We start from the raw sequence: 25,197 nt of genomic DNA on the forward strand, positions 1-25,197 counted from the left end.
CTCCTCGTGGGCGGGGCGGCCAGTCTACGTCGACCCACTGCGGGTCGACTGATGCTTGCTGGCGGGGCTCAGCTGTTGTAGTCCGCGTTGTAGCGGTCGAGCACGTCGTCGATCGGGGCGTCGAGAACGAGCGCCCCCTTGTCGAGGTAGAGCCCCCTCGTGCAGAACCGCCTGAGGTCCTTCTCGTTGTGCGAGACGAAGAACAGGGTGCGCCCGCCCTCGAGGAGTTCCTCGATGCGCCGGTAGCACTTCTCGCGGAACGCCCGGTCGCCGACGGCGAGGACCTCGTCGACGAGGATGATCGGCTCTTCGAGCTGCGCGATCACCGCGAAGGCGATGCGGACCTTCATCCCGCTCGAGAGGTGCTTGTACGGGGTGTCGATGAAGTCCGCGATCTCGGCGAACGCGATGATGTCGTCGAACCGCCCGTCGATCTCGCGGCGGGACATGCCGTGGAGGCCGGCCGTCAGGTACACGTTGTCGCGCACGGTCAGATCGTTGACGAAGCCTCCGGTGATTTCGATGAGCGGCGCGACACCCTCGCGGACGCCCACGGTGCCCTCATCGGGGAGGACGACACCGGCGACGAGCTTGAGCAGCGTCGACTTGCCTTGACCGTTCCGACCGACCACGCCGATCGCCTCGCCGGGGGCGACATCGAAGGAGACGTGGCGCAGGGGCCAGAACTCGCCCGGCTTCGAGCGGCGGTCACGTCCGGCGAAGAGGTCCTTGAAACTCCGCCGACCGCCACGGTTGCGCCGGAACCGGATACCTGCGTCGGCGACCGAGATCGCCGGCCGACCGGCGGTCGAGTTGCTTGTGGGCATCAGATCTCCTTCAGCACGGAGCGCTCGCAGCGCTTGAAGACGAGGAGACCGACCGCGAGGATGACGGCCGACATGGCGGCGGACACGCCCACGAGGTGCCAGTTGAGTTCCTGTGGGAAGAACGCGGAACGGTACAGCGCGAAGATGCCGCTGAGCGGGTTGAACGCCGCGAAGGGCTCGATCTTGTCGGGCAGTGCCGTCGTGCTGTAGATGATCGGCGTCGCGTAGAACATGAACCGCAGGACGAGCTTGACGGCTCGCTCGAGATCGCGGAAGAACACGACGAGCGGAGCGACGATCAGGCAGAGCCCGATGGTCAGGACGGCTTGGATGACGATGGCGAGCGGGAACAGCACGATGTCGAGGTTCACCTGGGCACCGCTGAAGATCGCGAATGCCGCGAGGACCGGAAGCGCCGCGAGGAACTCGATGCCCTTCGACAGCACGATCCGGTTCACCCAGATGGTCCGGGGGATCGTCGTCGAACGCACGAGCTTCGCCTCGCGCAGGAAGGCGCGCGTGCTGTCGGACACCGATCCGGTGAACCACATCCACGGCAGCAGGGCGGCGAGGAGGAACACGATGTACGGTTCCTCGCCGACGTCGCGCCGGAACACCTGTGTGAAGACGAACCAGTAGATCCCGCTCATGACGAGGGGGTCGAGGATTGACCACACGTAGCCGAGCGCGCTCGTCGAGTAGCGCACACGCAGGTCTCGGACGGTCAGGATCCAGAGCGCGTGGCGATACCTCGCCGAACGCGACATCCTTGGCCGCGTTTCAGCAGAAGAACTCACGTGACCAACCTTATCGAGGCGACGCAGGAACGCCGCCCGCGACGCTCAGCGTCGGGACGGCGTTCGTGTGCGATGTGGACGGGACCCTCAGACGAAGAGGTTCGCGCGCTCGAGGTCCTCGGCGAAGTCGACCTCGACCGCGTAGAGGTCGGAGATGTCGACCGGCTCGACGAGCATGCCTTCGCGCTCGATGGCAAGCTCGATGCCGCGCTCGAAGTAGTCCTGGTCGCCGACCTTGGTCAGGTAGCGGTGCAGCATCGTCTTGTCCTGCGACGAGATGTAGTTGATGCCCACAGCCTCGCCGAGCCCGCCGACGACGGTCTTCGAGAGCTCCTTGATGTAACCCTCGGCGCTCGTCGTGTACTTGACCTCTTCGTCGGACACCTTGGAGGTGTTGACGGTCACGAACGAACGGTCCTTGGCGATCATCGCGGCAGCGCGGTCGAGGACGGCCGGGTCGAAGACGACGTCGCCGTTCATCCAGAGCACGCCGCCGGCCTGAGACGCGGCGAGGGCGCGCATGAGGCTCTTCGAGGTGTTGGTCTGGTCGTACTGCTCGTTGTAGACGAAGGAGGCGTCGGGGAAGGCCTCAATGATGTGCTCGAGCTTGTAGCCGACGACGATCGTCACCTTGGCGCTCGCTCCGAACGCGTGGTGGATGTTGTCGAACTGCTGCTGCATGATGGTGCGGCCGTCGCTGAGCTCGGTCAGGGGCTTGGGGAGCGAGCGGCCGAGACGGCTGCCCATCCCTGCGGCAAGGATCACTACCTGGGTGGTCACGTTGTTCTCCTCAGTGTGGGTATGGAATCACGCGGTGCCACGATGCTGTGGACGATTCACCGAGGATTAACCAAGACGTGCATTGAAAGACACTCCGTTATGCCAAAATACAGGCTAGCCGCGGTGAACTCCGTCTGTCAGGGGTTCCCAGGGTCCGTTGTCGTTTTGTGATCGACCACCCGGCGTTTACACAGCTTGGGGGAGATGTGTCAACCGTTCATCCTGAGACTCCGCTGTCCGCTGCGGCCGCCGCTGTTGGTAGGTTTGCTTGGTGACTTCCACGACTCCGCCAGATCCCGCTCAGCAGCCCGCGCCTGCCGACGGCACGTCGACGAGTCCGGGCACGCCGAACCCCGCCGACGCCGCGGGTGCACCTGCGCCGACGACCGCTTCCGACGATCAGGGCGCTGCAACGCCGACGGCACCGAAGCGCGCACCCCGCTCGACGACGCCTCGGGCTTCCGGAACGGCGAAGGCCCCGGCGAAGCGGCCGAGCACGCCCCGCACCCGCACCAGGTCGGCGAGCGAGACCTCGGGCGAGTCCGGGGACGCGACCACACCGGCGCCCAAGACGACCACGGCACGCTCGACGACCGCTCGGACCTCGACGGCGAAGACCACGCCCACCAAGTCGACGACGGCGCGAACCACCGCCGCGAAGCGCACGCCCGCGAAGTCGGCTGCTGCAGCCGGTAATGCTGAGAGCACTGAGTCGGCCGAGACGACCACCGCCCCGAAGACGCCCAGGTCGACGACGGCGCGCCCCGCAGCCGCGAAGCCGGCGACCAAGGCCGCAGGCGCCAAGACGACCACCGCCCGGACCTCGACGACGAAGTACACGACGGCCCGGACGCCGGCCAAGCGCACACCGGCGCGCACCAGCGCCGCGAAGCAGACCGAACAGACCGCCGCCGCGGTCGCCGGCGTCCTCGACGAGGTCAGCGCACCGGGATCGGTCGACCGGGCGACGACGTCGGCCCCGTCCGAGCAGCCTTCCCCCGAGGTCGCCGACCGGATCGTCGTCGACGAGCCTCGGTCCGACGACACGCAGACCGAGACCCCGACGACCGCGTCATCCACTGCCGAGCAGGCTGCGGACGACACGGCCCCGCAGACGACGCCGGCACCGTCGGAGTCCGTGTCGGTGGCGCCTCCGCAGGATGAGGTCGTCGCTCCGGCGGCAGCCCCCAAGCGTCCTGTCGGCCGTCCCGCGTCGACCCCGCCGTCCGCCGCCCCCTCGTCGCCCGCAGCGACGACGACGCAGCGCACCGAGGCTGCCGACGACGCACATCCCGTCGTCCTGTCGATCTCGGGACTCGTCAAGCAGTTCGGCGACACGGTCGCGGTCGACGGCGTCGACCTCGAGGTCCGCCGCGGCTCCTTCTACGGCATCGTCGGGCCCAACGGGGCCGGCAAGACCACCACGCTGTCCATGGTCACGGGTCTCCTCCGTCCCGACGCAGGGTCGATCACCGTCCAGGGCGTCGACGTCTGGCAGGATCCCGCCGAGGCCAAGCGGGCGATCGGTGTGCTGCCCGACCGGCTGCGGCTCTTCGACCGCCTGACCGGCAGCCAGCTCCTCTACTACTCCGGTGTCCTGCGGGGGCTCGACCCCGCGACCGTCAAGTCGCGGACCGCCGATCTGGCCCGTGCTTTCGGTCTCGACGACGCGCTCGGTCGTCTCGTCTCCGACTACTCGGCGGGCATGACGAAGAAGATCGCGCTGGCAGCCGCACTCATCCATTCGCCGCGGCTCCTCATCCTCGACGAGCCGTTCGAATCGGTCGACCCGGTGTCCGCGGCGAACGTCATCGAGATCCTCCAGCGGTACGTCGCCAACGGCGGAACCGTCGTGCTCTCGAGCCACGGCATGGACTTCATTCAGCGCGTGTGCGATCACGTGGCCATCATCGTGCAGGGCAAGGTGCTGGCCGCCGGGTCCGTCGACGAGGTGCGCGGAACGGGCACGCTCGAGGAGCGGTTCGTCGAGCTCGCCGGGGGCCGCAAGTCGGCAGAGGGAATGGAATGGTTGCACAGCTTCTCCGACTGAAACTGCAGCTGACGCTCAATGCGTTCCGCCGCAGCCCCTGGCGACTGGTCGGGCTCGTCCTCGCGATCGCGGTCGGCGTGTGGATCGTCGTGCTCGCGAGCACCGGTCTCGTCGCGCTGCGTGGTGGCGACCCGGAGGTCACCCGCAACCTGCTCGTGTTGGCCGGATCGGCCGTCGTCCTCGGGTTCATCATCCTTCCGCTCGTCTTCGGTGTCGACGATCAGCTGGATCCACGGGCGTTCTCCCTCTTCGGGTTGCCCAACCGCACCCTGTCCGCCGGCCTGCTCGTGACGGCGCTCGTGTCGGTGCCGTCGCTCGTCCTCGCCGTCCTCGCGGCCTCGTCGGTGGTCACCTGGTCGCGGTCGCCGCTGCCCGCCGTCTTCGCCGTGGTCTCCGCGGTCCTCGGCGTGCTGCTCTGCGCGCTCCTGGCCCGGATCGCCACCTCGATCTCCGCGAGCCTCCTCTCAACGCGTCGTGCCAAGGAGGTCATGGGTGTCCTCGGGCTGGTGCTCATCATCGCCGTGGCCCCGGCGATCATCGCCCTCACCACCGTGGACTGGCAGCGCGACGGATTCGCCGTCCTGGGCCGGGTCGCTGACATCCTCAGTTGGACCCCGCTCGGCGCAGTCTGGTCGTTCCCCGGTGATGCCGCACTCGGCGGCATCGCGCCGGCGGTCGTCAAGCTGCTGCTCACCGCGGCGACCATCGCCTTGCTCTGGTTCGCCTGGCAGGCGTTCGTCGCCCGACTGCTCGTGGCGCCGGAACGCCTCGGGACGGGCCGCGACAGCACCGGTCTGGGCTGGTTCGACCTGCTCCCCGGTTCCCCGTCCGGCGCCATCGCCGCTCGGAGCATGACCTACTGGCTGCGCGACCCGCGGTACCTCGTCTCCCTCGTGATCATCCCGATCGCGCCTTTCATCTTCTTCGTGCCCATGCTCGTCGCCGGCATCCCGATGAACGTCCTCGCACTCGTCCCACTCCCGGTCGTGTGCTGGTTCCTCGGCTGGCTCCTGCACAACGACCTCGCCTTCGATTCGACCGCGGTCTGGCTGCACGTCGCCTCGGGGGTCCGCGGACGATCGGACCGGATCGGCCGGCTCTTCCCGGTGCTCCTCATCGGCATCCCGCTCATCGCGGTCGGGTCGACGCTGAGCATCCTGTTCTACGGCGACTGGGACGCCCTGCCGTCGATGATCGGCGTGAGCACGTGCCTGTTGTTCAGCGGTGCCGGTATCGCGAGCTTCGTGTCCGCGCGGTTCCCGTACCCGACGTCGCTTCCCGGCGACAGCCCGTTCCAGCAGCCGCAGGTCCCGGGCAGCAGCGGTATGTCCGCACAGTTCCTGAGCCTGCTCGGTACGGTGCTCCTCACGATCCCCGCCGGGTGGTTGGCCGTGCTCGGGCTCACCGGTGAGCCGAACTGGAACTTCGGGGCACTCGCGGTCGGTGCGGGTACGGGCATCCTGGTGCTCGCGATCGGGATCTTCGCCGGCGGTCGCGTCTTCGACCGCCGCAGCCCCGAGATCGTCGGCTTCGCCAGCTCGCACTGACCGGCCGCCCGCGACCGGATCGGCCCGCAGGAGACCCGGGTGCCGTCCGGCGGTACCATGGAGCCATGGCGCAGCATGACAGCACGAAGCAGCAGATGAGCACGATCGATCCCGGTGGCACGCCCGACGGTGGGAGCACGGCGATCATGGATCGTGAGCTCGAGGAGCTGATCGAGAGCGAGAACATCGAGCCCGGCGATCACGAGCGGTTCTCGCACTACGTCAAGAAGGAGAAGATCCTCGAGTCGGCGTTGAGCGGCAAGCCGGTGAAGGCGCTCTGCGGCAAGAAGTGGACGCCGGGTCGCGACCCCGAGAAGTTCCCGATCTGCCCGGCATGCAAGGAGATCTACGAGAAGCTCCTTCGCGACTGACGCTGGAGCGCACCGCGGCCGACGCTGAGACGCGTCGCCGCGGTCAGCCTTCGAGGTAGACGGTCGGAAGCACGGGGTCGCCGCGGGTGAGGCTGACGGCCCGGGGTGGCAGTTCCCCCACCGCCTGTGCCCGGTGTTCCCTCGCCTGGCGCGTCCCCGCGGCGCCGAGGTACTGCTCGTCCACGAGTCCGCCTTCGACGAGCTGGACCATCAGGGGGCGTTCCGAGGCGGCGTCGGCCGCACCCTCGTGTTCGCCCGCAGGACCGTCGCCGAGGTAGATGCGCTCCTCGCGGGCGACCCCGTGCCGGTCGTAGGCGCGCGCAGCGGTCTTGCGGCCGCCGACGGTCGCCTTCTCCGCCGACTTCTTCGCGACGCTGATCCAGTCGCCCTGGTCGTCGCGGTGCGCCACGAGCTTGTAGACCATGCCCATGGCGGGGGATCCGGAGCCGGTGACCACGGAGGTGCCGACGCCGTAGGAATCGACCGCGGACGCGGCCAAAGCAGCGACGGCGTGCTCGTCGAGGTCGTTGGTGACGGTGATGCGGGTCGACGTGGCGCCGAGCTCGTCGAGGAGGCGGCGGACCTGGTCGACGACGATCGGCAGATCGCCGGAGTCGATGCGCACGGCTCCCAGCTCCGGGCCGGCGAGGCGGACGCCGAGTCGCACGGCCTCCTCGATGTCGTAGGTGTCGACGAGCAGCGTGGTCCCGGCGCCCATCGTGTCGATCTGGGCTCGGAAGGCGTCCTCCTCGGAGTCGTGCAGGAGGGTGAAGGAGTGTGCGGCCGTCCCCATCGTGGGGATGCCCCAGCTGCGTCCGGCCTCGAGGTTCGAGGTGGCGCTGAAGCCGGCGATGTACGCTGCCCGGGCTGCGGCTATGGCCGACCGCTCGCCCGTCCGACGGGAGCCCATCTCGGCCAGGGGGCGGCTGCCCGCCGCTGAGGTCATGCGCGCGGCGGCCGTGGCGACGGCGCTGTCGTAGTTGAACACGCTGAGCGCCAGGGTCTCGAGGATGACGGCTTCGGCGAACGTGCCCTCCACAACCAGGATCGGCGAACCGGGGAAGAAGGCCTCTCCCTCGCGGTAGCCCCAGATCGATCCCGAGAAGCGGTAGTCGGCGAGCCAGTCGAGCGCCGTCGTGCTGACGACGCCCTCTTCGCCCAGCCACTCGAGTTCCGATTCACCGAAGCGGAAGTGCTTGAGCAGTTCGAGGAACCGGCCGGTGCCGGCCACGACGCCGTAGCGGCGGCCGCCGGAGAGGCGTCTGGCGAACAGCTCGAACAGACACTCCCGATCCGCGGTGCCGCGGTGGAGGGCGGCGTCCAGCATCGTGAGTTCGTATCGGTCGGTGAGGAGAGCTGAGGACTCGTGCACCCGTTCAGCCTAGCCGCGAGCGTGCTCGGAACGTGGTGATCGGTCGGTCAGCGACGTCCGTCGGCAGGGGCGGTAGGCTGGGTCATCGTGAACGACGCACCCATCGGCATCTTCGACTCCGGCGTCGGCGGACTCACGGTGGCGAGAGCGGTCAGCGACCAGCTCCCCGCCGAGTCCGTGATCTACATCGGCGACACGGCCCACTCGCCCTACGGCCCGAAGCCCATCGCCGACGTGCGGCGCTACTCGCTCGAGGTCCTCGACTCGCTCGTCGACCAGGGCGTGAAGATGCTGGTGATCGCCTGCAACACCGCATCGGCGGCGATGCTCCGCGATGCACGCGAACGCTACTCGGTCCCCGTGGTCGAGGTGATCCAGCCCGCTGTGCGGACCGCGGTCCGGAGCACGAGGAACGGGCGCATCGGCGTCATCGGGACCGAGGGCACGATCAACTCGCGGGCGTATCAGGACCTCTTCGAGGTCAATCCCGAGCTGACGGTGTTCGGCCAGGCCTGCCCTCGCTTCGTGGAGTTCGTGGAGGCCGGCGTCACGACCGGCCCCGACCTCCTCGAGGCTGCGGAGGAGTACCTGGCCCCGCTCCGGCACGCCGGCGTCGACACCGTCGTCCTCGGATGCACCCACTACCCCTTCCTCAAGGGCGCGATCAGCTACGTGATGGGTCCGCAGGTGTCGCTCGTCTCGAGCGACACCGAGACGGCGAACGACGTCTACCGCGTGCTCGTCACCCGTGACCTGCTGCGCGACAGCAGCGAACCTGCCACCCACCGGTACGAGGCGACCGGGAGCAGTGCCGACGACTTCATCGCCCTCGCCAACCGTCTGATGGGCCGGGAGATCTCCACCGTCTCGCTCGTCCAGACCGGCGTCATCGACCTTCCATCCCACCAGTTCGAGGAGCACATCCATGAGTGACATCGCGCGCGCCGACGGCCGCACCAACGACCAGCTGCGTCCCATCACGATCGAGCGCGGCTGGAGCGAGCAGGCCGAGGGTTCGGCACTCATCAGCTTCGGCCGGACGAAGGTGCTCTGCACGGCCTCGTTCACCAACGGTGTGCCGCGCTGGCTGAACGGCAAGGGTCGCGGCTGGGTCACCGCGGAGTACGCGATGCTGCCCCGTTCCACCAACGAGCGGATGGACCGTGAAGCGGTGAAGGGCAAGATCGGCGGTCGTACCCACGAGATCTCCCGACTCATCGGTCGGAGCCTCCGAGCCGTGATCGACACCAAGGCCCTCGGCGAGAACACGATCGTCATCGACTGCGACGTCCTGCAGGCGGACGGTGGCACCCGCACAGCGGCGATCACCGGCGCCTACGTCGCCCTCGCCGACGCGATCGAGTGGGCGCGCGGCAAGAAGTTCATCTCGCAGAAGGCTTCGCCCCTCACCGACAGCGTCTCGGCCGTCTCGGTCGGGATCATCGACGGTGTGCCCATGCTCGACCTCGCCTACGTCGAGGATGTACGCGCCGAGACCGACATGAACGTCGTCGTCACCGGCGGCGGATCGTTCGTCGAGGTGCAGGGGACGGCCGAGGGCGCGCCGTTCGACCGTCGCGAACTCGACTCCCTGCTCGACCTCGCCGTCGGTGGAGCAGCGTCGCTCAAGGCCATCCAGTTCGAGGCCCTCGGACGCTGATGGGCGTCGAGATCGTCCTCGCGACGCACAACCAGCACAAGGTCGAGGAGTTCCAGCGGCTCGTCAGCCGCGACGTCCCAGGGATCAGGGTCCTCGCCTACGACGGCCCGGAGCCCGTCGAGGACGGCACGACCTTCAGCGAGAACGCGTTGATCAAGGCGCGGGTCGCCGCCGCCCACACCGGTTCCATCGCGCTCGCCGACGACTCCGGCATCGGCGTCGAGATCCTGGGGGGATCGCCGGGGATCTTCTCGGCGCGCTGGGCCGGCTCGCAGCACGACTCGACCGCGAATCTCGCCCTCCTCCTCGATCAGCTGCAGGACGTGCACGAGGAGCATCGTGCCGCGTGGTTCGCCTGCCACCTCGCCCTCGTGGTGCCGCCTGGGATCGATGGGATGGAGCCGTTCGAGCACGTCGCCGTCGGCACCTGGCGCGGAGCCCTCGCGACGGAGCCGAGCGGGACCAACGGCTTCGGGTACGACCCGGCGTTCATCCCGGACGGCGAGCATCGGACGGCGGCGGAGCTGTCACCGGCTGAGAAGAACGAGCTGAGCCACCGCGCACTCGCCTTCCGGGCGCTCGTCCCGGTGCTGCAGCGGCTCGTGCCCGAGGGGCCCGCGTCGACCGCCAGCTGAGCATGATACTCAGGACCATTCCTATCTCGGCATGAACCCTTCCGCGGGCGCTGGGAAGCTCCTACGGTTGATGCATCATGGGTCACGATCACGCACACGCCGGCACCGCCAACCGCAGGAGACTCGCGGTGGCGATCGCCATCATCGCGACCGTCCTCGTGGTCGAACTCGTCGGCGCCTGGGTGAGTGGTTCGCTGTCCCTGCTCGCCGACGCCGGGCACATGCTGTCCGACCTCACCGGGCTGATCATCGCGCTCGTCGCCACGATCGTCGCCGCCCGACCGGCCACCGACCGGCAGACCTTCGGGTATCAGCGCGCGGAGGTGTTCGGAGCGCTCATCAACGCGCTCATCTTGATCGCCGTCGCGGTGTCGGTCCTCATCGAGGGGGTGTCCCGCCTCGTCGAGCCGGCGGACGCGGAGGTCAGGAGCCTTCCGATGTTGATCGTCGCCGTCATCGGTCTCGTGGCGAACCTCGCCGCCCTCCAGGTGCTGCGCGGCGGCCGTGACACGTCGATCAACATGCGCGGTGCGTACCTCGAGGTCCTCGGTGACCTCCTCGGTTCGATCGCCGTGATCATCGCCGCGGTGGTCATCATGGCGACGGGTTTCGCTCAGGCCGATGCCATCGCGTCGCTCGCGATCGCCGCGATGATCGTGCCGCGGGCGTGGTCGTTGCTCCGCGACGTCGTCCACGTCCTCAGCGAGTCCGCACCGTCCGACACGGACGTGCAGGAGATCAGGGACCACCTGCTCGGCACCGACGGCGTCGTCGCCGTTCACGACGTCCACGTCTGGCAGATCACGTCCGGACAGCCGGTCTTCTCGGCACACGTCGTCGTCGAGCAGGAGGTGTTCGCCGATGGTGGCACGGGGGAGCTGCTCGACCGTCTCGGTTCGTGCCTCCACGACCACTTCGACGTCGAGCACTCGACGTTCCAGCTGGAACCCGAGGAGCACGCCTCTCACGAGGAGTCCCACCACCGCTGACGTGCGGGGCGGGCCCGGCTGTCGCGACCGCTCGTGCGAGCGGCGCCACCGGTGATCAGACCGTGTCGTTCCCGCGGTCGCGCTTGAAGACGTCCTGGTCGGCGAGCTTCGAAGCCGCAGCCCGACGCTCCTCCTCGGTGATGGTGCCCTGCAGCGCCTTCGCCTTCCGGCTGGACTGGATGTAGTGCCAGGTGGTCGGGATGAGGGTGAGGACGACGGCCCCGATGAGGATGACGTCGATGTAGTTCTGCACGAAGGTGGCGACCGGGGGGATGTACCCGAGCAGGTAGCCGAAGAAGGTGAGCCCGGCGCCCCAGATGAGCGCGCCGATGAGGTTGTAGAGCGAATACTTCTTGTAGTTCATGTGGCCGATGCCGGCCGCCACCGGGGCGAAGGTCCGGACGATCGGGACGAAGCGCGCCAGGATGACCGCGAGCGCGCCGAAGCGCTCGAAGAAGGCGTTCGTGCGCTCGACGTTCTTGATGCTGAAGAGGCCGGACTCCTTGCGTTCGAACACCTTCGGCCCGAGCTTGTGCCCGATGAGGTATCCGACCTCGCCGCCGAGGAACGCCGAGAACCCGATCGCGAGGCAGACCCACCAGATGTCGATTTCGATGACGCGGGCGGAGCCGAACGCGAGGAGGCCGGTGATGACGAGCAGGGTGTCGCCGGGGAGCAGGAATCCGACGAGGAGGCCGGTCTCGGCGAAGACGATCGCGCAGACCACGACGAGGGCCCAGGGACCGACGGCCGTGATGATGCCCTCCGGGTCGAGCCAGGGGATGAGGGCGGTGTGGACCATGCGGAGCTCCTGCTGTCGGGGGAGGGATGGAACGGCGTACGACGATGTCGCGTGCGGGAGAAGGGACTTGAACCCTCACGCTCGAAAGCACAGGAACCTAAATCCTGCGTGTCTGCCAATTCCACCACTCCCGCGGCCCGCTCAGTCTACGGGAGCGAGGTCGGGAACGTCCTGAGCTTCGAGGATGAGCCGCGGCCAGCGGAGCCCGGGTCGGCCCGTGTATGCTCGGCTCCATGCGAACGACGTGTGCAACGAGCTGGTGGCCCGCCTCCTAGGCGGACCGCGCACGTGCACACACGACGACTCGACCGCCTGACAGGGCGGTCGTTCTCGTTCGGAGGCCCTGTCGGATCGGTCCCAGCCTGAGGACACCACCATGACCACCCTGCTCCACCGCGTGCTGCACGCCGGCCCCGACTTCCCGTTCGCGGTGCTCCGCCGACACGGCAGCGACACCGTCGACCTCTGCACGGGCGAGGTCGTCGACGTCGAGTCGCTCGCCGACATCCCGCTCGGATCCGCCGGCGACGACCACCAGCCCGAGGTTCTCACCCTCGTGCCCTACCGCCAGGTGCGCGAGCGCGGTTTCGCGGCGATGGACGACGGTGCCCCTCTGCGCTGCCTCGTGGTGAGCGAGCGCGAGACGGTGACGCTCGCCGAGCTGCTCGACCGACTCCCCGCCGACGCGGTCCCGCTGGTCGACGGCGGGTTCGACGTGTCCGACGAGGACTACGCGTCGATCGTGCGCCGCGTGATCGAGGACGAGATCGGACGCGGCGAGGGAGCCAACTTCGTCATCCGCCGCGAGTTCACCGCGACGACCGAGGTGCCGGCCGAGCGCGCCGTCCTCGCCTGGTTGCGGGCGCTCCTGTCGGGGGAGACCGGTGCCTACTGGACCTTCGCCGTGCACACGCCGGGCGTCTCGATGGCCGGTGCGACGCCCGAGCGCCACGTCGCGGTCGCCCGCGACGCGTCGACCGGTGAACGCACCGTCACCATGAACCCCATCAGCGGCACCTTCCGCCACCCGCGCTCCGGCGCGACCGGCGACGACTTCCGCGCGTTCCTCGGCGACGTCAAGGAGACGGAAGAGCTCTTCATGGTCGTCGACGAGGAGATGAAGATGATGAGCCGGGTGTGTGCCTCCGGTGGACGCATCCTCGGCCCCTACGTCAAGCAGATGTCGCGCCTCACCCACACCGAGTACCTGCTCGCCGGGACGAGCGAACTCGACGTCCGCGAGGTCCTGCGGTTGACGATGTTCGCACCGACGGTCACCGGCTCGCCCATGCAGAACGCGTGTTCGGTCATCGCCCGCCATGAGCGGAACGCGCGCGGCTACTACTCCGGCGTGCTCGCGCTGTTCACCCCGGTGGGCGACGGCGACTACGAACTCGACGCACCGATCCTCATCCGTACCGCCTACGTCGACGACGCCGGTCTCGTCCGCGTTCCCGCCGGTGCGACGCTCGTCCGTCACTCGGATCCCGAGTCGGAGGTCGCCGAGACGGCGGCGAAGGCGGCCGGCGTGCTGACTGCGCTCGGCGTCATGGCACCCGCCGAACTCGGCCCGACCGTCGACCTCGCGGCGGAACCCGGAGTGCAGGACGCGCTCCGAGCGCGGAACGAGCGGTTGGCGTCCTTCTGGTTGCAGCCGCAGCACCCGGCGCCCGTCGGTTCACTGTCGGGCCGTACCGCGGTCATCGTCGACGCCGAGGACGAGTTCACCGCGATGCTCGCCCACCAGCTGCGCCACTTCGGGATGACCGTCAGCGTGGAGCACTGGTCGGCGGTGACCGACGCGCTCGTGGACGTCGACCTCCTCGTCGCCGGCCCGGGTCCAGGCGACCCGCTCGACCTCGCCGACCCGCGGGTCCGCCGGATGCACGAGATCGTATCCGCGCGTCTCGCCGCCGGAGCGCCGCTGCTCGCCGTCTGCTTGAGCCATCAGGTGCTGGCGATCCAGCTCGGGCTGCCGATCGAACGCCTCGACGCGCCACGACAGGGGCTGCAGCTCGACCTCGACCTCTTCGGTGAGCAGTCGCTGATCGGGTTCTACAACACCTTCACCGCACGGCTGGCGGGTGAGGCTCCGGTCGGTGGGGTCGAGATCGCCGCCGATGCGGCGTCCGGCGACGTGTTCGCGATGCGTGGTCGTGGGTTCGCGTCGGTCCAGGGGCACCTCGAGTCGGTGCTGTCGCGCGACGGGCTCCGGACCCTCGGCTCGCTCGCGGGCCACGCGCTCGCGGGTGTCGCATCAGGGCGATCGGCTGCCGCCGTCGGGTCCTGAACGTCATGCACCGCCTGGACGGTCGGTGATGCCGACCGCCCAGGCGGCGAACCGTGCGTGGCTGCTCGTCAGGCGTCCGCCTGGTCGAGCGTCGTGAACGGCGTGACGTCGGCGAGCTGCGGTCCGAGACCGATGTCGATGAGGCGGACGTCGCCGGCGTAGGCCGAGCCGGGTGGGATGAGGAGCCCGGCCTTCACCGCGCCGAAGGTGACCGTGACCTCCGCCGGCAGGACAGCACCCTCGGGGACGCTTCCCTCGTCGGGGTCGATGCCGCTCGGGACGTCCACGGCGACGACGGTCGGTCCGCCGGAGTTCTGCACGACCGGCAGGACCGCCTCGACGATCGCTTTCGGCGCACCGCGCAGGGTGGGGTTCCGGCTTGCCCCGATCCCGAAGACGGCATCGACGACGATCGCGGCGCCCTTGGCCTCGTCGGCGGTGTCGTCCGGTTCGGCGGGGGAGTTCATGAGGAAGCGGACACCGGCCTCGACCGCCGCGGCGTAGCCCGCCTCGTGGGCGTGGTCACCGGTCCTCGCCACGACGAGGTCGAGCGGGACGTCGTCCGGACCGGTCGTGCCGGCGAGCTCCGCCGCCGCGAAGAGGGCGTCACCGCCGTTGTCGCCTGAGCCGACGAGCAGCAGGATCTTCCAAACCTCGGGTGCCTCGCCCTCGACGCCCGCCGTGCGATCGGCGAGCACCGCCCGCAGTTCTTCGGCGAGGCCGTGGGCGGCTCGCGCCATGAGCGGTTCCCCTGCGTCCAAGAGTGGTGCCTCTGCCGCTCGGACCTGGTCTGCGGTGTAGCCGTTGATCATGGCGCCCACTCTTCCGGCTCGGGTCGACCGCCGCAAGCGGTTGCGGCCTGGGACCAGCATCGAAATCACCTCTGGATCCTGGTGTGCGTCGGGGCTACCATGCCTGCATGTGCCGGAACATCCACACCCTTCACAATTTCGAGCCGGCGGCGACCGACGACGAGGTCGAGGCCGCGGCGCTCCAGTACGTGCGGAAGATCAGCGGGTCGACGAAGCCGTCCCAGGCGAACGCTGAGGCGTTCGATCGAGCGGTCGCGGAGATCGCCCACATCACCCGCCATCTGCTCGAAGACCTCGTGACGACCGCCCCGCCGAAGGATCGCGAGGTCGAGGCGCAGAAGGCGAAGGAGCGTTCGGCGAAGCGGTTTGCCACGGTCTGAGCGCGGCGGGTTGACCGCGACCGCCGGGCTCCGACCGGGTCAGGCGAGTTCGAGTCGGATGTCCGGGTGGCCGGCGAAGACCTCGAGGAGGAGGTCGAAGTAGGTCTTGCCCCGGCCGGCGTCGAGGTCGTCGAGCTGCGCGGCGATCCGGGCCGTGTCGAACGGTGCGCCCCGCTCGAGCTTCTTCTGCAACCAGGCGCGGGTCGCCGTGACGCCGAGTGCGGTGCGGCTCGCGTCATGCTCCGTCCAGACGAAGTGCATGTCGTCGAGATCGCGGAGCGAGCCGATCCCGCCGTAGAGGACGTCGTCGAGGGCGTCGAGGCTCGGGCCGAGATCCCAGTCCTCGTCCTGCATCACCAGCTCGTTCATCACCTCGTAGAACGAGGAGATGTCGTGGATGCGGGAGCCGTCGATGCGGAAGGTGGTCGGCACGGTCCCCGAGCCTAGTGACCGCTCGGTGACGCGTCGAGCGGGTGGAGCTGTGGATAACTGCTGCGGGGTGTGGCCGGTGTTCGTCAGGATGGCGGCATGGGGACAGCGGCGGAGATCATCACGGCGCGCGTGCGTGACCGGGTGCGTGAGGAGTTCGGGGAGCCGGGTCGGCGTGGGGGAGCGGGGAGGATCGCCCGTGAGGAGGTGCGTCGCTACAACGAGCGGGCGTTGAACGACACGACGCCGCTGATCGATGATGAGCACGGGATGACGAGCGAGGTGCTCGCCGCGGTGACGGGGTTCGGTGCGATCCAGCCGTTGCTCGATGATCCGGGTGTCGAGGAGATCTGGATCAACGAGCCGACCAAGGTGTTCGTCGCCCGCGGCGGGGTGTCGGAGCTCACGGACGTGGTCCTCGGCGAGGGTGACGTCCGCGACCTCGTGGAGCGGATGCTTCGCGCCACCGGTCGACGGGTCGACCTCGCGAACCCGTTCGTCGACGCCTCGCTTCCGGACGGCTCGAGGCTGCACGTCGTCATCCCCGACGTCACGCGTCGGCACATGTCCATCAACATCCGGAAGTTCTCTGCGCGGATCCGTGATCTCGGTCAGCTGGTGGCCGCGGGGTCGATCAGCTATCAGGCCGCCGAGTTCCTGCGCGCGAGCATGACCGCGGGGGCGAACCTGCTCGTGTCGGGAGCGACGCAGGCCGGCAAAACCACGATGCTCGGCGCCCTCATCGCCTCATTGGACCCAGCCCTCCGCATCGTCACCGTCGAGGAGACCTTTGAGCTCGCGCCGGGCAACCGCGACGTCGTCGCGATGCAATGCCGACAGGCCAGCCTCGAGGGCACGGGAGAGATCACCCTCCGGCGGCTCATCAAGGAGGCGCTCCGGATGCGGCCGGACCGCATCGTCGTCGGTGAGGTCCGGGAGGCGGAGAGCCTCGACCTTCTGATCGCCCTCAACAGCGGGTTGCCCGGGCTCTGCAGTATCCACGCGAACTCCGCGCGCGACGCGATCGGCAAGCTCTGCACGCTGCCACTGCTGGCGGGGCGGAACATCGACTCGGGGTTCGTGCGCCCGGCCGTCGCATCCTGTGTCGACCTCGTCGTGCACTGCGAGCTCGACCGCTCCGGACGCCGGCGGGTGGCGGAGATCATCGCGGTCGGCGGGAGCGGGGAGTCCCACATGATCGAGGCCTCCACGCTCTTCGAGCAGCGCGACGGAGAGCTCCGCGCGACCGGTCGCTTCCCGCTGAACGACGCCAAGTACCGTGCGGCCGGGATCTCGCTCGCATCGATCCTCGCCGTCGGCGAGCGATGAGTCTCGTCGTCGGAGCGGTCCTCGCCGCAGGCCTCCTCCTCACCGTCGCACCCTGGTGGTGGCCGGACCCTGAGCCGCTACGCGACACCCTGGAGCGGTGGAGGCCGGTCGCTGCGCTCCGCGAACTCCTGATCCTGGCCGGTCTGCCCGGTCGGTACTGGGCGGCCGCCATCGTGGTCTCCGTCCTCGCCGGTCTCGTCTCCGGCGCAGTGGTCCAGGCGCTCTGCCGGGTCCTGCCGTTGAGCGCCGTCGTCGCCGTCGCCGGACTCGTCGCCCCGGTGATCGTGCTCCGAGCCCGCGCCACCTCTCGACGTCGCCTGCAGCGGGGACTGTGGCCGGATGTCGTGGACCACCTGTTGTCCGCGATCCGGTCAGGGCTCTCGCTCCCGGATGCGGTGGCTGCGCTCGACACCGTTGGACCCGCACCGCTCCGCCCGGCGTTCGCCGCGTTCAGCGCCGACTACCGGGCTGCCGGCCGCTTCGCCGACGGCATCGACGACCTGAAGACCGCGCTCGCCGACCCGGTCGCCGACCGCATCCTCGAGACGGTGCGCATGGCCCGCGACGTGGGCGGCACGGAACTGCCGGCGGTGCTCCGAGCGCTGTCCGCGGGGTTGCGTGAGGAGTCGGCCATCCGAGCCGAGGCCGAGGCGCGACAGTCCTGGGTGGTGAACGCCGCCAGGCTGGGCGTCGCAGCACCATGGGCGATCCTCCTGCTCCTGTCGTCCCGGCCGGAAGCCTCGGCCGCCTACAACTCCCGGGAAGGAGCGGTCCTGATCATCGCCGGCGTCGTGGTCTCCGCGCTCGCCTACCAGGCGATGCTCCGCGTCGGACGCCTCCAGCCCGAACGACGGTGGTTCCGGTGAGTGCCGACGGAGCGTGGGCGCTCAGCCTCGGAGCGCTGCTCGGGGTCGGCCTCTGGGCGCTCGCGATGCTCCTGCCGGCACTCGGACGACCGCGGCTCGCGGACCGCATCGCCCCCTACGTCGCCGACCTCTCCAGCGACGCCCGGTCACAAGCCGCGCGCCGCTCGACCGACCCGCTACCGGTCCTCGGGACCCTGCTGGTCCCGGTCCTCCGCGCCGTTCGATGGTCGCTCGGCCTGGTCGGCGCCGATCAGCAACTCGTCATCCGTCGATTGGGTCAAGCCGGGGGCCCGACGCTCGAGCGGTACCGACTGCTGCAACTCCTCTGGGGGCTCGGCGGTTTCGCGGTCGCGGCGGCGCTCGCCGTGTTCTCCTTCAGCAACGGTCGGCTCCCACTCCCGTTCGCAGCACCGCTTCCCGCGGTCGGGGCGGTGGCCGGGATCGTCCTCCGCGACCAGCTGCTGGCGCTCGCCGCCAGTCGCCGCCTCGCGCGGATCGAGGAGGAGCTGCCGACGGTGCTCGAGTTCCTCAGTCTGAGTCTCGCGGCGGGCGAGGCGATCACGGATGCCATGGACCGCGTGGCGCGCATCGGGTCCAGCGGGGAGCTCGGTAGGGAGTTCCGCCGGGTGATGGCGGACGTCTCCACCGGTATCCCGTTCGCCACCGCACTCCGGCAGTTCGAAGCACGACTCGCGATGCCGATGCTGTCGCGATGCGTCGACCAGATCCTCGGTGCGCTCGAACGCGGCACACCGGTCGCAGCCGTGCTCCTCGATCACGCACACGACGGACGCGACACCGCCAAACGCCGTCTCCTCGAATCCGCCGGGAAGAAGGAGGTCGCGATGCTCGTGCCCCTCGTCTTCCTCATCCTGCCCCTGTCCATCATCATCGCCGTCTTCCCCGGAGTCTTCGTGCTCCGGACCGGCTTCTGACGAAAGGTTCCACATGTCCTCCCCCTCCTTCCTCGACCGCACGCTCCACCGGAGTCGTTCCCTCGTCGCCGAGGAGCGCGGCGACGTCCCCGGCTGGGTCCTCATCACCCTCATGACGGCCGGGCTCGTCCTCCTCATCTGGGGTGTCGCCGGCCCGGCGCTCACGCAGGTGTTCGAACAGGCCATCGACCGTGTCTCCGGCATCTGAGCCCGGGATCGGCGGATGGCGGACGCGACTCCTGCGCGGCGAGGACGGATCAGCCGTCGCCGAGTTCGTGTTCGTCGGAGCGATCCTCACCGTCCTGATGATGTCCGTGGTCCAGCTCGCGCTCGCCTTGCACGTCCGGAACACGCTCATCGACGCGGCGGCGGAGGGAGCCCGGTTCGGCGCACTGGCCGACACCGAGCTGCTCGACGGCGCCGACCGGGCACGCCAGCTCATCGCCGTCGCCGTGGGGGAGGGCTACACGGGTGACGTCAGCGCCACGCTGGCCGATCATCGCGGAGCAAGCGTCGTCACCGTGACCGTCCGCGCACCGCTTCCGGTCGTGGGCTTGATCGGACTGCCCGGCGTCTTGGAGGTGGAGGGTCATGCGGTCCTCGAGACACTCGAGTGATGAGCTGCGTCACCGACCGACCGCACTGGACGACGACGGATCGGCCTCCCTCGAGTTCATCACCGTCGGTCTGGTCCTCCTCGTGCCGATCGTCTATCTCATCGTCGCGCTCGCCGAGGTGCAGGCCGCAGTGCTCGCGGCTGGCGGGGCTGCGGCGCAGGCGGCGAAACTCTACGCTCGGGCCGACGACGACGCCAGGGGTCGCGACCGCGTCGAGGACGCGCTCGCACTCGCGCTCGACGACTTCGGGCTCGACCGGTCCCAGGCATCCGTCACGCTCGACTGTGCGCCCGCCGGTCTCCCGTGCGGGCAGCGCGGCGGTGCCGTCACGGTCACCGTCGACATCCTCGTCGTCCTGCCGTTGATGCCCGAGATCGTCGGCGTCCAGGCCGCGGTCCCCGTGACCGGCGCCGCGACGGCACCGATCTCCCGGTTCGACTCCCGGTTCAGCGAGGCGGGATGAGGGCGCCGGAAGGACGACGGCGTCCGGACGTCGGTCAGGAGGACGGGTCCACCATGCTCCTGACCATCGGATTCGCCGTGGTGGCGCTCGCCGTGGTCCTCGTCGGGAGCGCTGCCACATCCCTATACGTGGAGCACAAGCGGCTCCTCGACCTCGCCGACCGCCTGGCCGCGACCGCCGCGGAGTCCTTCTCCATCGACGACGTCACGATCCAGCCCGACGGAACCTTCCGACCTGTCCTCGATGACGACTCGGTCCGTTCGAGTGCACGCGACGACCTCGCCACCGGTGGTGCGGGTGCGCTCACCGGAGTCGAGATCGTCGCGGCGCGGACGCCCGACGGCCGGAGCGCGGAGGTCTCGCTGGCGTCGGACTGGCGGCCGCCGATGCTGACGCTGTTCGTCCCGCAGGGCCTCCGGATCGAGGCGACCGCGAGTGCGCGCAGTGTCTTCTGGTGAGGGCGGACGGACCTGCCGACGATCAGGGGAACGGGCGCGTGCCGCGATCGATGAAGCGGGGGATGAACCGGAAGAGGAGGAACGCGCCGATGAGCCCGACACCGCCGATGGTGCCGGCGGCGAGGGAGATCGACGCAGCCGCGGTGATCCCGGACATCGCCAGTGGAGCGGCGGCGGTGCCCGCGTCGCCCAGGAAGCGATAGGCGCCGAGGAACGGCGCGGGACGGTCCGGTGGCGCGAGGTCGGAGCCGAGGGTCATGAGGATGCCGCTACCGAGCCCGTTGGACAGTGCCAGCACGAGCGCGACGGCGATGAACCAGACCCGTGCCTCATCGAGGTCGTGCGTGAAGGCCAGGACGATGAACCCGGAGCCCAGCCCGATCATCGAGGGGACGGCGGTCCAGATCCGCCCCCAGCGGTCCATCACCTGACCGCTGGCGTAGAAGAGGGCGAACTCCACCGCGCCGACGACGCCGATGATGAGCGCCGTGTCCGTCTCCGAGACGCCGATGCTCACGGCCCACAGTGGGAGTAGCACCGCGCGGCACGAGCGCAGGGCGCCGACGAGTGCGGCGGTGGTGCCCATCCGGGTGAGGACGGCGCCGTGCGCGCGGATCGACGCGATGAGGCCGCTCGATTCCTCGGACGCGAGCTCCTCACCCTCGGTCCGCTCCTCGCCGTCGGCGGTGCGCGTCGACGGCGGCCGCCCGAACATCTCCGCCGGGTCGGGGAGGACGAGCAGGGTGACCGCGGAGCCGGCGCAGCAGATGACCATCACCCAGAACGCCGCCTGCGACGTCCCGGTGAGGTGGATGACGCCTGCGGCCAGGAACGGGCCGATGAACGTGCCGGCGCGGAAGACACCGCCGAGGGAGGAGAGCGCCCTCGCCCGGTACCGCATCGGCACGTACGTCGTCATGAACGCGTGCCGGGCCAGACCGAACACGGCGGTCGCGAGCCCGATGCAGAAGATGCCCACGGCGAGGACGAACGGGTTGGGGGAGATGGCAGCCGTCGCGACCCCGACGACCGCGAGCAGCGCCGCCCACATCATCGCGAAGCGTTCGCCGATCCGACTGACGATCCACCCGGACGGGACGTCGCCGACGAGTTCGCCGAGCATGATGAGCGAGGAGATGACGCCTGCGACGGCGAGCGTCGCCCCCAGGTTCCCGGCGACGGCCGGGATGATCGGGATGATGGCGCCTTCACCGATCGAGAACAACAGTGTGGGGAGGAAGACCGAGACGGCCACGGAGCGCAGCTGGAACGGGCGTTCGTCGGAAGTCATCCCCTCGATCGTACGCCCGCGGCCCTGCGCGGTAGGCTGAAGCCAAATGTTTGACTTGGACCTCTCCACACAGATCAGTACCCTCCGCTCGACCTTCGACGACATCCGCACCGTCGTCGACGTCGACCGTCTCGAAGCCGAGATCGCGACGCTGAGCGAGCAGGCGGGTGCCCAGGATCTCTGGGACGACACGACGAACGCGCAGAAGGTGACGAGCGCCCTCAGCCACCGTCAGTCCGAGCTCGCCCGCATCACCAGCATCGCGAACCGGCTCGACGACCTCGAGGTGCTCATCGAACTCGCGACCGACGCCCAGGACGAGGAGTCGGCCGAAGAGGCCCGCCAGGAGCTCATCAGCCTCCAGAAGGTGCTCGGCGACCTCGAGGTGCAGACGCTGCTGAGCGGCGAGTACGACCCGCGCCCCGCCGTCGTCACCATCCGCGCGGGCGCCGGTGGTGTGGACGCCGCCGACTTCGCCGACATGCTGTTCCGTATGTACCTGCGGTGGGCCGAGCAGCACAAGTACCCGGTCACCGTCATGGACACGAGCTACGCGGAGGAGGCCGGCATCAAGTCGGCCACCTTCGAGGTCGACGCACCGTACGCCTTCGGCACGTTGAGCGTCGAGGCGGGCACGCACCGCCTGGTGCGCATGAGCCCCTTCGGTGCCGCCGGCAAGCGACAGACGAGCTTCGCCGCCGTCGAGGTCATACCGCTCATGGAGGAGACGGAGATCGTCGAGATCCCCGAGTCGGACATCCGTGTCGACGTCTTCCGGTCCAGCGGCCCTGGCGGCCAGTCGGTCAACACGACCGACTCCGCCGTTCGCATCACCCACCTGCCGACCGGCACGGTCGTCTCGATGCAGAACGAGAAGAGCCAGATCCAGAACCGCGCCGCGGCGATGCGGGTGCTCCAGTCACGGCTCCTCCTGATTCAGAAGGAGCAGGAGGCCGCGACGAAGAAGGAGCTGGCCGGCACCATCACGGCGAGCTGGGGCGATCAGATGCGCTCCTACGTGCTCGCGCCGTACCAGATGGTCAAGGACCTGCGGACGGAGCACGAGCAGGGGAACCCCGCAGCGGTGTTCGACGGCGATCTCGACGGGTTCATCGCCGCGGGCATCCGCTGGCGGTCGATGTCGAAGCCGGAGTAGCGCAGCGCGGCATAGTGTTCGCCCAGCCCTCGTACAGGGTACGGATCGCGGGCGTGTCCTGCCCGTAATCGGCAGGTCGCTCCTTAAGCTCAAGGAGCCATGATTCGGTTTGATCACATCTCCAAGAAGTATCCGGGAACCTCGCGTCCCGCGCTCAACGACGTCGATTTCGAGATCCTCCGGGGAGAGTTCATCTTCCTCGTCGGTGCCTCGGGGTCGGGGAAGTCGAGCTGCCTCCGCCTGATGCTCAAGGAGGACAAGCCGAGCAAGGGCAAGATCCATGTGCTCGGCCACGACCTCGGTTCCATCTCGAACCGCAAGGTGCCGTACTTCCGGCGCAGCCTCGGGGTCGTGTTCCAGGACTTCCGACTGCTGCCGAGCAAGACGGTCTACCAGAACGTCGCCTTCACCCTCCAGGTGATCGGCAAGTCGCGCGGATTCGTCCAGGAGGCCGTCCCCGACGTCCTCAAGATGGTCGGACTCGACGGCAAGGCGCAGCGCCTGCCGCACGAGCTGTCCGGTGGTGAGCAGCAGCGCGTCGCCATCGCCCGCGCGATCGTCAACAAGCCGCAGATCCTGCTCGCCGACGAACCGACCGGTAACCTCGACCCCGCCACCAGCGCCGGCATCATGCAGTTGCTGGAGCGCATCAACGCCGGTGGGACGACGGTCGTCATGGCCACGCACGAGGCCGGCTTCGTCGATCAGATGCAGCGCCGGGTGATCGAGCTGCAGGACGGTCAGATCGTCCGTGACGAACGCCACGGTGGATACGGCACGACCGCGGCCATCCCGGGTCTCGTCAGAGGATCCTCCAAGGCTGCCGCCCCGTCGGCGCAGACGACCCCCGCAACGGCCTCGACCCCGGTCGCACCCGCCGTCGAGACCTCCTCGGTTCCGGTGACGACCACGACCTCATCCGTCGCTGCCAGCTCCGAGCCCACGACGAGTGCCGTGGCCGCAGCTGCGGTCGCCGCCACCGCCGCCACGCCGACCGCTCCAGCCGCACCGACCGCGCCCGCCGCGGTCTCGCGCGAGACCACGCCGCAGGCCGACACCGACGAGGTCGTCACCCGGGTGTCCGGCTCGACGCCGATCCAGGAATCGGCCGCAGCGCCCGTCACCGAGGCTGAAACCCCGGCGACGCGAACCGAGGAGTCGACACCGAAAGCGCCCGAGGCCGAGCCGTCGACGCCGGAAGCGGAGCCCGCCGTCCCGCCGGCGGCTGCGGTCCCGGAGGTCGCGCCTCCGCAACGCCTGAGCAACGCCACGGGCCCCATCGGGCTCCCGGCACGCAACGAGATCGACCCCATCGAGGTCGAACACCTGTCGCTCGCCGAGCGACTCGGCCTGCGTGCCGCGGCGCGCGGCACTGAAGACGGAGAGCAGAACGTGGGGCCGACCAAGTGAGACTCGCACTGATCTGGTCCGAGGTCTGGAACGGCCTGCGTCGCAACGTCTCGATGGTCGTCTCCGTCGTGCTCGTGACGTTCATCTCGCTCACCTTCGTCGGTACGGCCGTCCTGCTGCAGATGCAGATCGGCCAGATGAAGAACTACTGGTACGACCGCGCACAGGTCGCGATCTACCTCTGCACCGCCGACAGCGCGGGCGACACCTGCGCCGCCGGCGCCGCGACCGAAGAGCAGCGCGCCGCCGTCCAGAGTGCGCTGGAGTCGTCGACCCTCGCACCCTTCGTGGACAAGTTCTACTTCGAGGACCAGGCGCAGGCGTTCACGAACTTCCAAGAGCAGTTCAAGGGCAACGACATCGCACAGTTCGTCACGGCGGACCAGCTGCCCGAGACCTTCTGGGTGAACATGAAGGACGCCTCGCAGTCCGACGTGCTCGTCGAGGCGTTCTCCGGCGTCGCGGGCGTGGAGCAGGTGACGGATCAACGCCAGTACCTCGACCAGATCTTCTCGGTCCTGAACATCGCCAGTTACACGGCGATCGGGATCGCGGCACTCATGCTGGTCGCCGCAGCCCTGCTGATCGCGACGACCATCCGATTGTCGGCGTACTCGAGACGCCGGGAACTCGGAATCATGCGATTGGTCGGTGCATCGAACCGGTTCATCCAGACACCGTTCATCCTCGAGGGTGTGTTCGCCGCGCTCATCGGCTCCATCCTCGCGGCCGGGGCGGTGATCACCATCGTCCAGGTGTTCGTCCAGGGATACCTGGCGGACCGCATGCGGTACGTCAACTTCGTCGATCTCGGTGACGCCTTCGTGGTTCTCCCGATCCTGCTGCTCGTCGGCGTGCTGTTGGCGGCGATCTCGGCCAACTTCGCGATCTCGCGGTACCTCAAGGTCTAACGGGGAGGCAGTGCGGCCGC

The 25,197-nt window shown here is 69.0% G+C and carries 27 protein-coding genes and 1 tRNA gene; 19 read left to right on the forward strand and 9 right to left on the reverse strand.

What is annotated here, in order from left to right; genetic code table 11:
• Nucleotides 1-68: 68 nt before the first annotated feature.
• From ITJ66_RS08675 to ITJ66_RS08685, 3 genes are all read right to left on the reverse strand, one after another.
• Nucleotides 69-827 carry an ABC transporter ATP-binding protein gene (locus tag ITJ66_RS08675; RefSeq protein WP_191940812.1) on the reverse strand — a complete coding sequence of 253 codons (759 nt, stop codon included), beginning with the start codon at nt 825-827 and terminating at the stop codon, nt 69-71.
• Nucleotides 827-1,594, reverse strand: coding sequence for an ABC transporter permease (locus tag ITJ66_RS08680; RefSeq protein ID WP_085510553.1), 768 nt, complete (start codon nt 1,592-1,594; stop codon nt 827-829). The genes ITJ66_RS08675 and ITJ66_RS08680 overlap by 1 nt, the downstream gene beginning before the upstream one ends.
• A 117-nt stretch (nt 1,595-1,711) precedes the next feature.
• Entirely contained in the window at nt 1,712-2,404 is a 693-nt protein-coding gene (locus tag ITJ66_RS08685; RefSeq protein ID WP_064296200.1) for an NTP transferase domain-containing protein, read from the reverse strand.
• 271 nt (nt 2,405-2,675) lie between these two features.
• Here ITJ66_RS08685 and ITJ66_RS20140 point away from each other — a divergent pair, with 271 nt between their 5' ends.
• The 3 genes from ITJ66_RS20140 to ITJ66_RS08700 all read left to right on the forward strand — a co-directional run bounded on the left by ITJ66_RS20140 (nt 2,676) and on the right by ITJ66_RS08700 (nt 6,372).
• Nucleotides 2,676-4,454 carry an ATP-binding cassette domain-containing protein gene (locus tag ITJ66_RS20140; protein WP_370582596.1) on the forward strand — a complete coding sequence of 593 codons (1,779 nt, stop codon included), beginning with the start codon at nt 2,676-2,678 and terminating at the stop codon, nt 4,452-4,454.
• Nucleotides 4,430-6,001 (forward strand): hypothetical protein, encoded by a 1,572-nt coding sequence (locus ITJ66_RS08695; RefSeq protein WP_194644384.1) that lies wholly within the window; start codon nt 4,430-4,432, stop codon nt 5,999-6,001. Before ITJ66_RS20140 ends, ITJ66_RS08695 begins: the two co-directional genes overlap by 25 nt.
• 95 nt (nt 6,002-6,096) lie before the next feature.
• On the forward strand, nt 6,097-6,372 hold the full coding sequence (locus tag ITJ66_RS08700; protein WP_064296346.1) for a DUF3039 domain-containing protein: 276 nt from the start codon (nt 6,097-6,099) through the stop codon (nt 6,370-6,372).
• A gap of 43 nt (nt 6,373-6,415) precedes the next feature.
• Here ITJ66_RS08700 and ITJ66_RS08705 read toward each other — a convergent pair whose 3' ends face one another.
• Entirely contained in the window at nt 6,416-7,744 is a 1,329-nt protein-coding gene (locus ITJ66_RS08705; RefSeq protein WP_194644385.1) for a nicotinate phosphoribosyltransferase, read from the reverse strand.
• Between the two features lie 87 nt (nt 7,745-7,831).
• Here ITJ66_RS08705 and murI point away from each other — a divergent pair, with 87 nt between their 5' ends.
• From murI to ITJ66_RS08725, 4 genes are all read left to right on the forward strand, one after another.
• Nucleotides 7,832-8,677, forward strand: coding sequence for a glutamate racemase (gene murI / locus ITJ66_RS08710; RefSeq protein WP_071260977.1), 846 nt, complete (start codon nt 7,832-7,834; stop codon nt 8,675-8,677).
• Nucleotides 8,670-9,404, forward strand: coding sequence for a ribonuclease PH (rph, locus tag ITJ66_RS08715; protein WP_064296204.1), 735 nt, complete (start codon nt 8,670-8,672; stop codon nt 9,402-9,404). Before murI ends, rph begins: the two co-directional genes overlap by 8 nt.
• Nucleotides 9,404-10,039 carry an RdgB/HAM1 family non-canonical purine NTP pyrophosphatase gene (gene rdgB, locus ITJ66_RS08720; RefSeq protein WP_194644386.1) on the forward strand — a complete coding sequence of 212 codons (636 nt, stop codon included), beginning with the start codon at nt 9,404-9,406 and terminating at the stop codon, nt 10,037-10,039. The genes rph and rdgB overlap by 1 nt, the downstream gene beginning before the upstream one ends.
• Before the next feature lie 77 nt (nt 10,040-10,116).
• On the forward strand, nt 10,117-11,028 hold the full coding sequence (locus ITJ66_RS08725) for a cation diffusion facilitator family transporter (protein ID WP_194644387.1): 912 nt from the start codon (nt 10,117-10,119) through the stop codon (nt 11,026-11,028).
• A gap of 55 nt (nt 11,029-11,083) precedes the next feature.
• Here the strand turns inward: ITJ66_RS08725 and ITJ66_RS08730 are convergent, their stop codons facing one another.
• Together ITJ66_RS08730 and ITJ66_RS08735 are read right to left on the reverse strand one after the other, a co-directional pair.
• Nucleotides 11,084-11,830 carry a DedA family protein gene (locus ITJ66_RS08730; protein WP_064296207.1) on the reverse strand — a complete coding sequence of 249 codons (747 nt, stop codon included), beginning with the start codon at nt 11,828-11,830 and terminating at the stop codon, nt 11,084-11,086.
• 52 nt (nt 11,831-11,882) lie between these two features.
• A tRNA-Leu gene (locus ITJ66_RS08735) sits at nt 11,883-11,964 on the reverse strand.
• 242 nt (nt 11,965-12,206) lie between these two features.
• Here ITJ66_RS08735 and ITJ66_RS08740 point away from each other — a divergent pair.
• Entirely contained in the window at nt 12,207-14,120 is a 1,914-nt protein-coding gene (locus ITJ66_RS08740; RefSeq protein ID WP_194644388.1) for an anthranilate synthase family protein, read from the forward strand.
• A gap of 68 nt (nt 14,121-14,188) precedes the next feature.
• On the opposite strand, the gene ITJ66_RS08745 is transcribed toward ITJ66_RS08740, so the two are convergent.
• Nucleotides 14,189-14,932: an NAD(P)H-hydrate epimerase gene (locus tag ITJ66_RS08745; protein ID WP_192018177.1), complete on the reverse strand. Its 744-nt coding sequence runs from the start codon at nt 14,930-14,932 to the stop codon at nt 14,189-14,191.
• A gap of 107 nt (nt 14,933-15,039) precedes the next feature.
• Here ITJ66_RS08745 and ITJ66_RS08750 point away from each other — a divergent pair, with 107 nt between their 5' ends.
• Nucleotides 15,040-15,312 carry a DUF2277 domain-containing protein gene (locus ITJ66_RS08750; RefSeq protein WP_159878298.1) on the forward strand — a complete coding sequence of 91 codons (273 nt, stop codon included), beginning with the start codon at nt 15,040-15,042 and terminating at the stop codon, nt 15,310-15,312.
• Between the two features lie 39 nt (nt 15,313-15,351).
• On the opposite strand, the gene ITJ66_RS08755 is transcribed toward ITJ66_RS08750, so the two are convergent.
• Complete coding sequence (locus ITJ66_RS08755; RefSeq protein ID WP_194644389.1) at nt 15,352-15,744, reverse strand: barstar family protein; 393 nt, start codon at nt 15,742-15,744, stop codon at nt 15,352-15,354.
• Nucleotides 15,745-15,840: 96 nt separating this feature from the next.
• On the opposite strand from ITJ66_RS08755, the gene ITJ66_RS08760 reads away from it, so the two are divergent.
• Genes ITJ66_RS08760 through ITJ66_RS08790 form a run of 7 tightly spaced genes read left to right on the forward strand, consistent with a single transcriptional unit; the run spans nt 15,841 to nt 20,409 of the window.
• On the forward strand, nt 15,841-17,070 hold the full coding sequence (locus ITJ66_RS08760) for a CpaF family protein (RefSeq protein WP_194644390.1): 1,230 nt from the start codon (nt 15,841-15,843) through the stop codon (nt 17,068-17,070).
• Nucleotides 17,067-17,936, forward strand: coding sequence for a type II secretion system F family protein (locus tag ITJ66_RS08765; protein WP_159878302.1), 870 nt, complete (start codon nt 17,067-17,069; stop codon nt 17,934-17,936). The genes ITJ66_RS08760 and ITJ66_RS08765 overlap by 4 nt, the downstream gene beginning before the upstream one ends.
• Nucleotides 17,933-18,871, forward strand: coding sequence for a type II secretion system F family protein (locus ITJ66_RS08770; RefSeq protein ID WP_194644391.1), 939 nt, complete (start codon nt 17,933-17,935; stop codon nt 18,869-18,871). Before ITJ66_RS08765 ends, ITJ66_RS08770 begins: the two co-directional genes overlap by 4 nt.
• A gap of 13 nt (nt 18,872-18,884) precedes the next feature.
• The gene (locus ITJ66_RS08775) at nt 18,885-19,079 is read left to right on the forward strand and encodes a hypothetical protein (RefSeq protein WP_194601507.1); all 195 of its coding nucleotides are present in this window, start codon (nt 18,885-18,887) and stop codon (nt 19,077-19,079) included.
• Nucleotides 19,063-19,488, forward strand: coding sequence for a TadE/TadG family type IV pilus assembly protein (locus tag ITJ66_RS08780; protein WP_274499701.1), 426 nt, complete (start codon nt 19,063-19,065; stop codon nt 19,486-19,488). The genes ITJ66_RS08775 and ITJ66_RS08780 overlap by 17 nt, the downstream gene beginning before the upstream one ends.
• On the forward strand, nt 19,463-19,951 hold the full coding sequence (locus ITJ66_RS08785; protein WP_194644392.1) for a TadE family protein: 489 nt from the start codon (nt 19,463-19,465) through the stop codon (nt 19,949-19,951). The genes ITJ66_RS08780 and ITJ66_RS08785 overlap by 26 nt, the downstream gene beginning before the upstream one ends.
• Before the next feature lie 53 nt (nt 19,952-20,004).
• Nucleotides 20,005-20,409, forward strand: coding sequence for a hypothetical protein (locus ITJ66_RS08790; protein ID WP_137241923.1), 405 nt, complete (start codon nt 20,005-20,007; stop codon nt 20,407-20,409).
• Between the two features lie 22 nt (nt 20,410-20,431).
• On the opposite strand, the gene ITJ66_RS08795 is transcribed toward ITJ66_RS08790, so the two are convergent.
• Entirely contained in the window at nt 20,432-21,700 is a 1,269-nt protein-coding gene (locus tag ITJ66_RS08795) for an MFS transporter (protein ID WP_137241922.1), read from the reverse strand.
• A gap of 46 nt (nt 21,701-21,746) precedes the next feature.
• On the opposite strand from ITJ66_RS08795, the gene prfB reads away from it, so the two are divergent.
• From prfB to ftsX, 3 genes are all read left to right on the forward strand, one after another.
• Nucleotides 21,747-22,856 (forward strand): peptide chain release factor 2, encoded by a 1,110-nt coding sequence (gene prfB, locus ITJ66_RS08800; RefSeq protein WP_079705593.1) that lies wholly within the window; start codon nt 21,747-21,749, stop codon nt 22,854-22,856.
• A 99-nt stretch (nt 22,857-22,955) separates the two neighbouring features.
• Nucleotides 22,956-24,266: a cell division ATP-binding protein FtsE gene (ftsE, locus tag ITJ66_RS08805; RefSeq protein ID WP_194644393.1), complete on the forward strand. Its 1,311-nt coding sequence runs from the start codon at nt 22,956-22,958 to the stop codon at nt 24,264-24,266.
• On the forward strand, nt 24,263-25,177 hold the full coding sequence (ftsX, locus tag ITJ66_RS08810) for a permease-like cell division protein FtsX (RefSeq protein WP_064296231.1): 915 nt from the start codon (nt 24,263-24,265) through the stop codon (nt 25,175-25,177). Before ftsE ends, ftsX begins: the two co-directional genes overlap by 4 nt.
• Nucleotides 25,178-25,197: the final 20 nt, after the last annotated feature.

This window comes from Plantibacter sp. VKM Ac-2885, from assembly GCF_015351205.1.
Classification (GTDB): domain Bacteria; phylum Actinomycetota; class Actinomycetes; order Actinomycetales; family Microbacteriaceae; genus Plantibacter; species Plantibacter auratus.

Coding starts and splice junctions, on each gene's coding strand:
- ITJ66_RS08790 (WP_137241923.1), top strand. CDS start 20,005: ATGCTCCTGACCATCGGATTCGCCGTGGTGGCGCTCGCCGTGGTCCTC.
- ITJ66_RS08785 (WP_194644392.1), top strand. CDS start 19,463: ATGCGGTCCTCGAGACACTCGAGTGATGAGCTGCGTCACCGACCGACC.
- ITJ66_RS08775 (WP_194601507.1), top strand. CDS start 18,885: ATGTCCTCCCCCTCCTTCCTCGACCGCACGCTCCACCGGAGTCGTTCC.
- ITJ66_RS08765 (WP_159878302.1), top strand. CDS start 17,067: ATGAGTCTCGTCGTCGGAGCGGTCCTCGCCGCAGGCCTCCTCCTCACC.
- ITJ66_RS08760 (WP_194644390.1), top strand. CDS start 15,841: ATGGGGACAGCGGCGGAGATCATCACGGCGCGCGTGCGTGACCGGGTG.
- ITJ66_RS08695 (WP_194644384.1), top strand. CDS start 4,430: ATGGTTGCACAGCTTCTCCGACTGAAACTGCAGCTGACGCTCAATGCG.
- ITJ66_RS08745 (WP_192018177.1), bottom strand. CDS start 14,932: ATGATCAACGGCTACACCGCAGACCAGGTCCGAGCGGCAGAGGCACCA.
- ITJ66_RS08675 (WP_191940812.1), bottom strand. CDS start 827: ATGCCCACAAGCAACTCGACCGCCGGTCGGCCGGCGATCTCGGTCGCC.
- ITJ66_RS08795 (WP_137241922.1), bottom strand. CDS start 21,700: ATGACTTCCGACGAACGCCCGTTCCAGCTGCGCTCCGTGGCCGTCTCG.
- rdgB (WP_194644386.1), top strand. CDS start 9,404: ATGGGCGTCGAGATCGTCCTCGCGACGCACAACCAGCACAAGGTCGAG.
- ftsE (WP_194644393.1), top strand. CDS start 22,956: ATGATTCGGTTTGATCACATCTCCAAGAAGTATCCGGGAACCTCGCGT.
- ITJ66_RS08730 (WP_064296207.1), bottom strand. CDS start 11,830: ATGGTCCACACCGCCCTCATCCCCTGGCTCGACCCGGAGGGCATCATC.
- prfB (WP_079705593.1), top strand. CDS start 21,747: ATGTTTGACTTGGACCTCTCCACACAGATCAGTACCCTCCGCTCGACC.
- ITJ66_RS08750 (WP_159878298.1), top strand. CDS start 15,040: ATGTGCCGGAACATCCACACCCTTCACAATTTCGAGCCGGCGGCGACC.
- ITJ66_RS08700 (WP_064296346.1), top strand. CDS start 6,097: ATGAGCACGATCGATCCCGGTGGCACGCCCGACGGTGGGAGCACGGCG.
- ITJ66_RS08725 (WP_194644387.1), top strand. CDS start 10,117: ATGGGTCACGATCACGCACACGCCGGCACCGCCAACCGCAGGAGACTC.
- ITJ66_RS08680 (WP_085510553.1), bottom strand. CDS start 1,594: ATGTCGCGTTCGGCGAGGTATCGCCACGCGCTCTGGATCCTGACCGTC.
- rph (WP_064296204.1), top strand. CDS start 8,670: ATGAGTGACATCGCGCGCGCCGACGGCCGCACCAACGACCAGCTGCGT.
- ITJ66_RS08740 (WP_194644388.1), top strand. CDS start 12,207: ATGACCACCCTGCTCCACCGCGTGCTGCACGCCGGCCCCGACTTCCCG.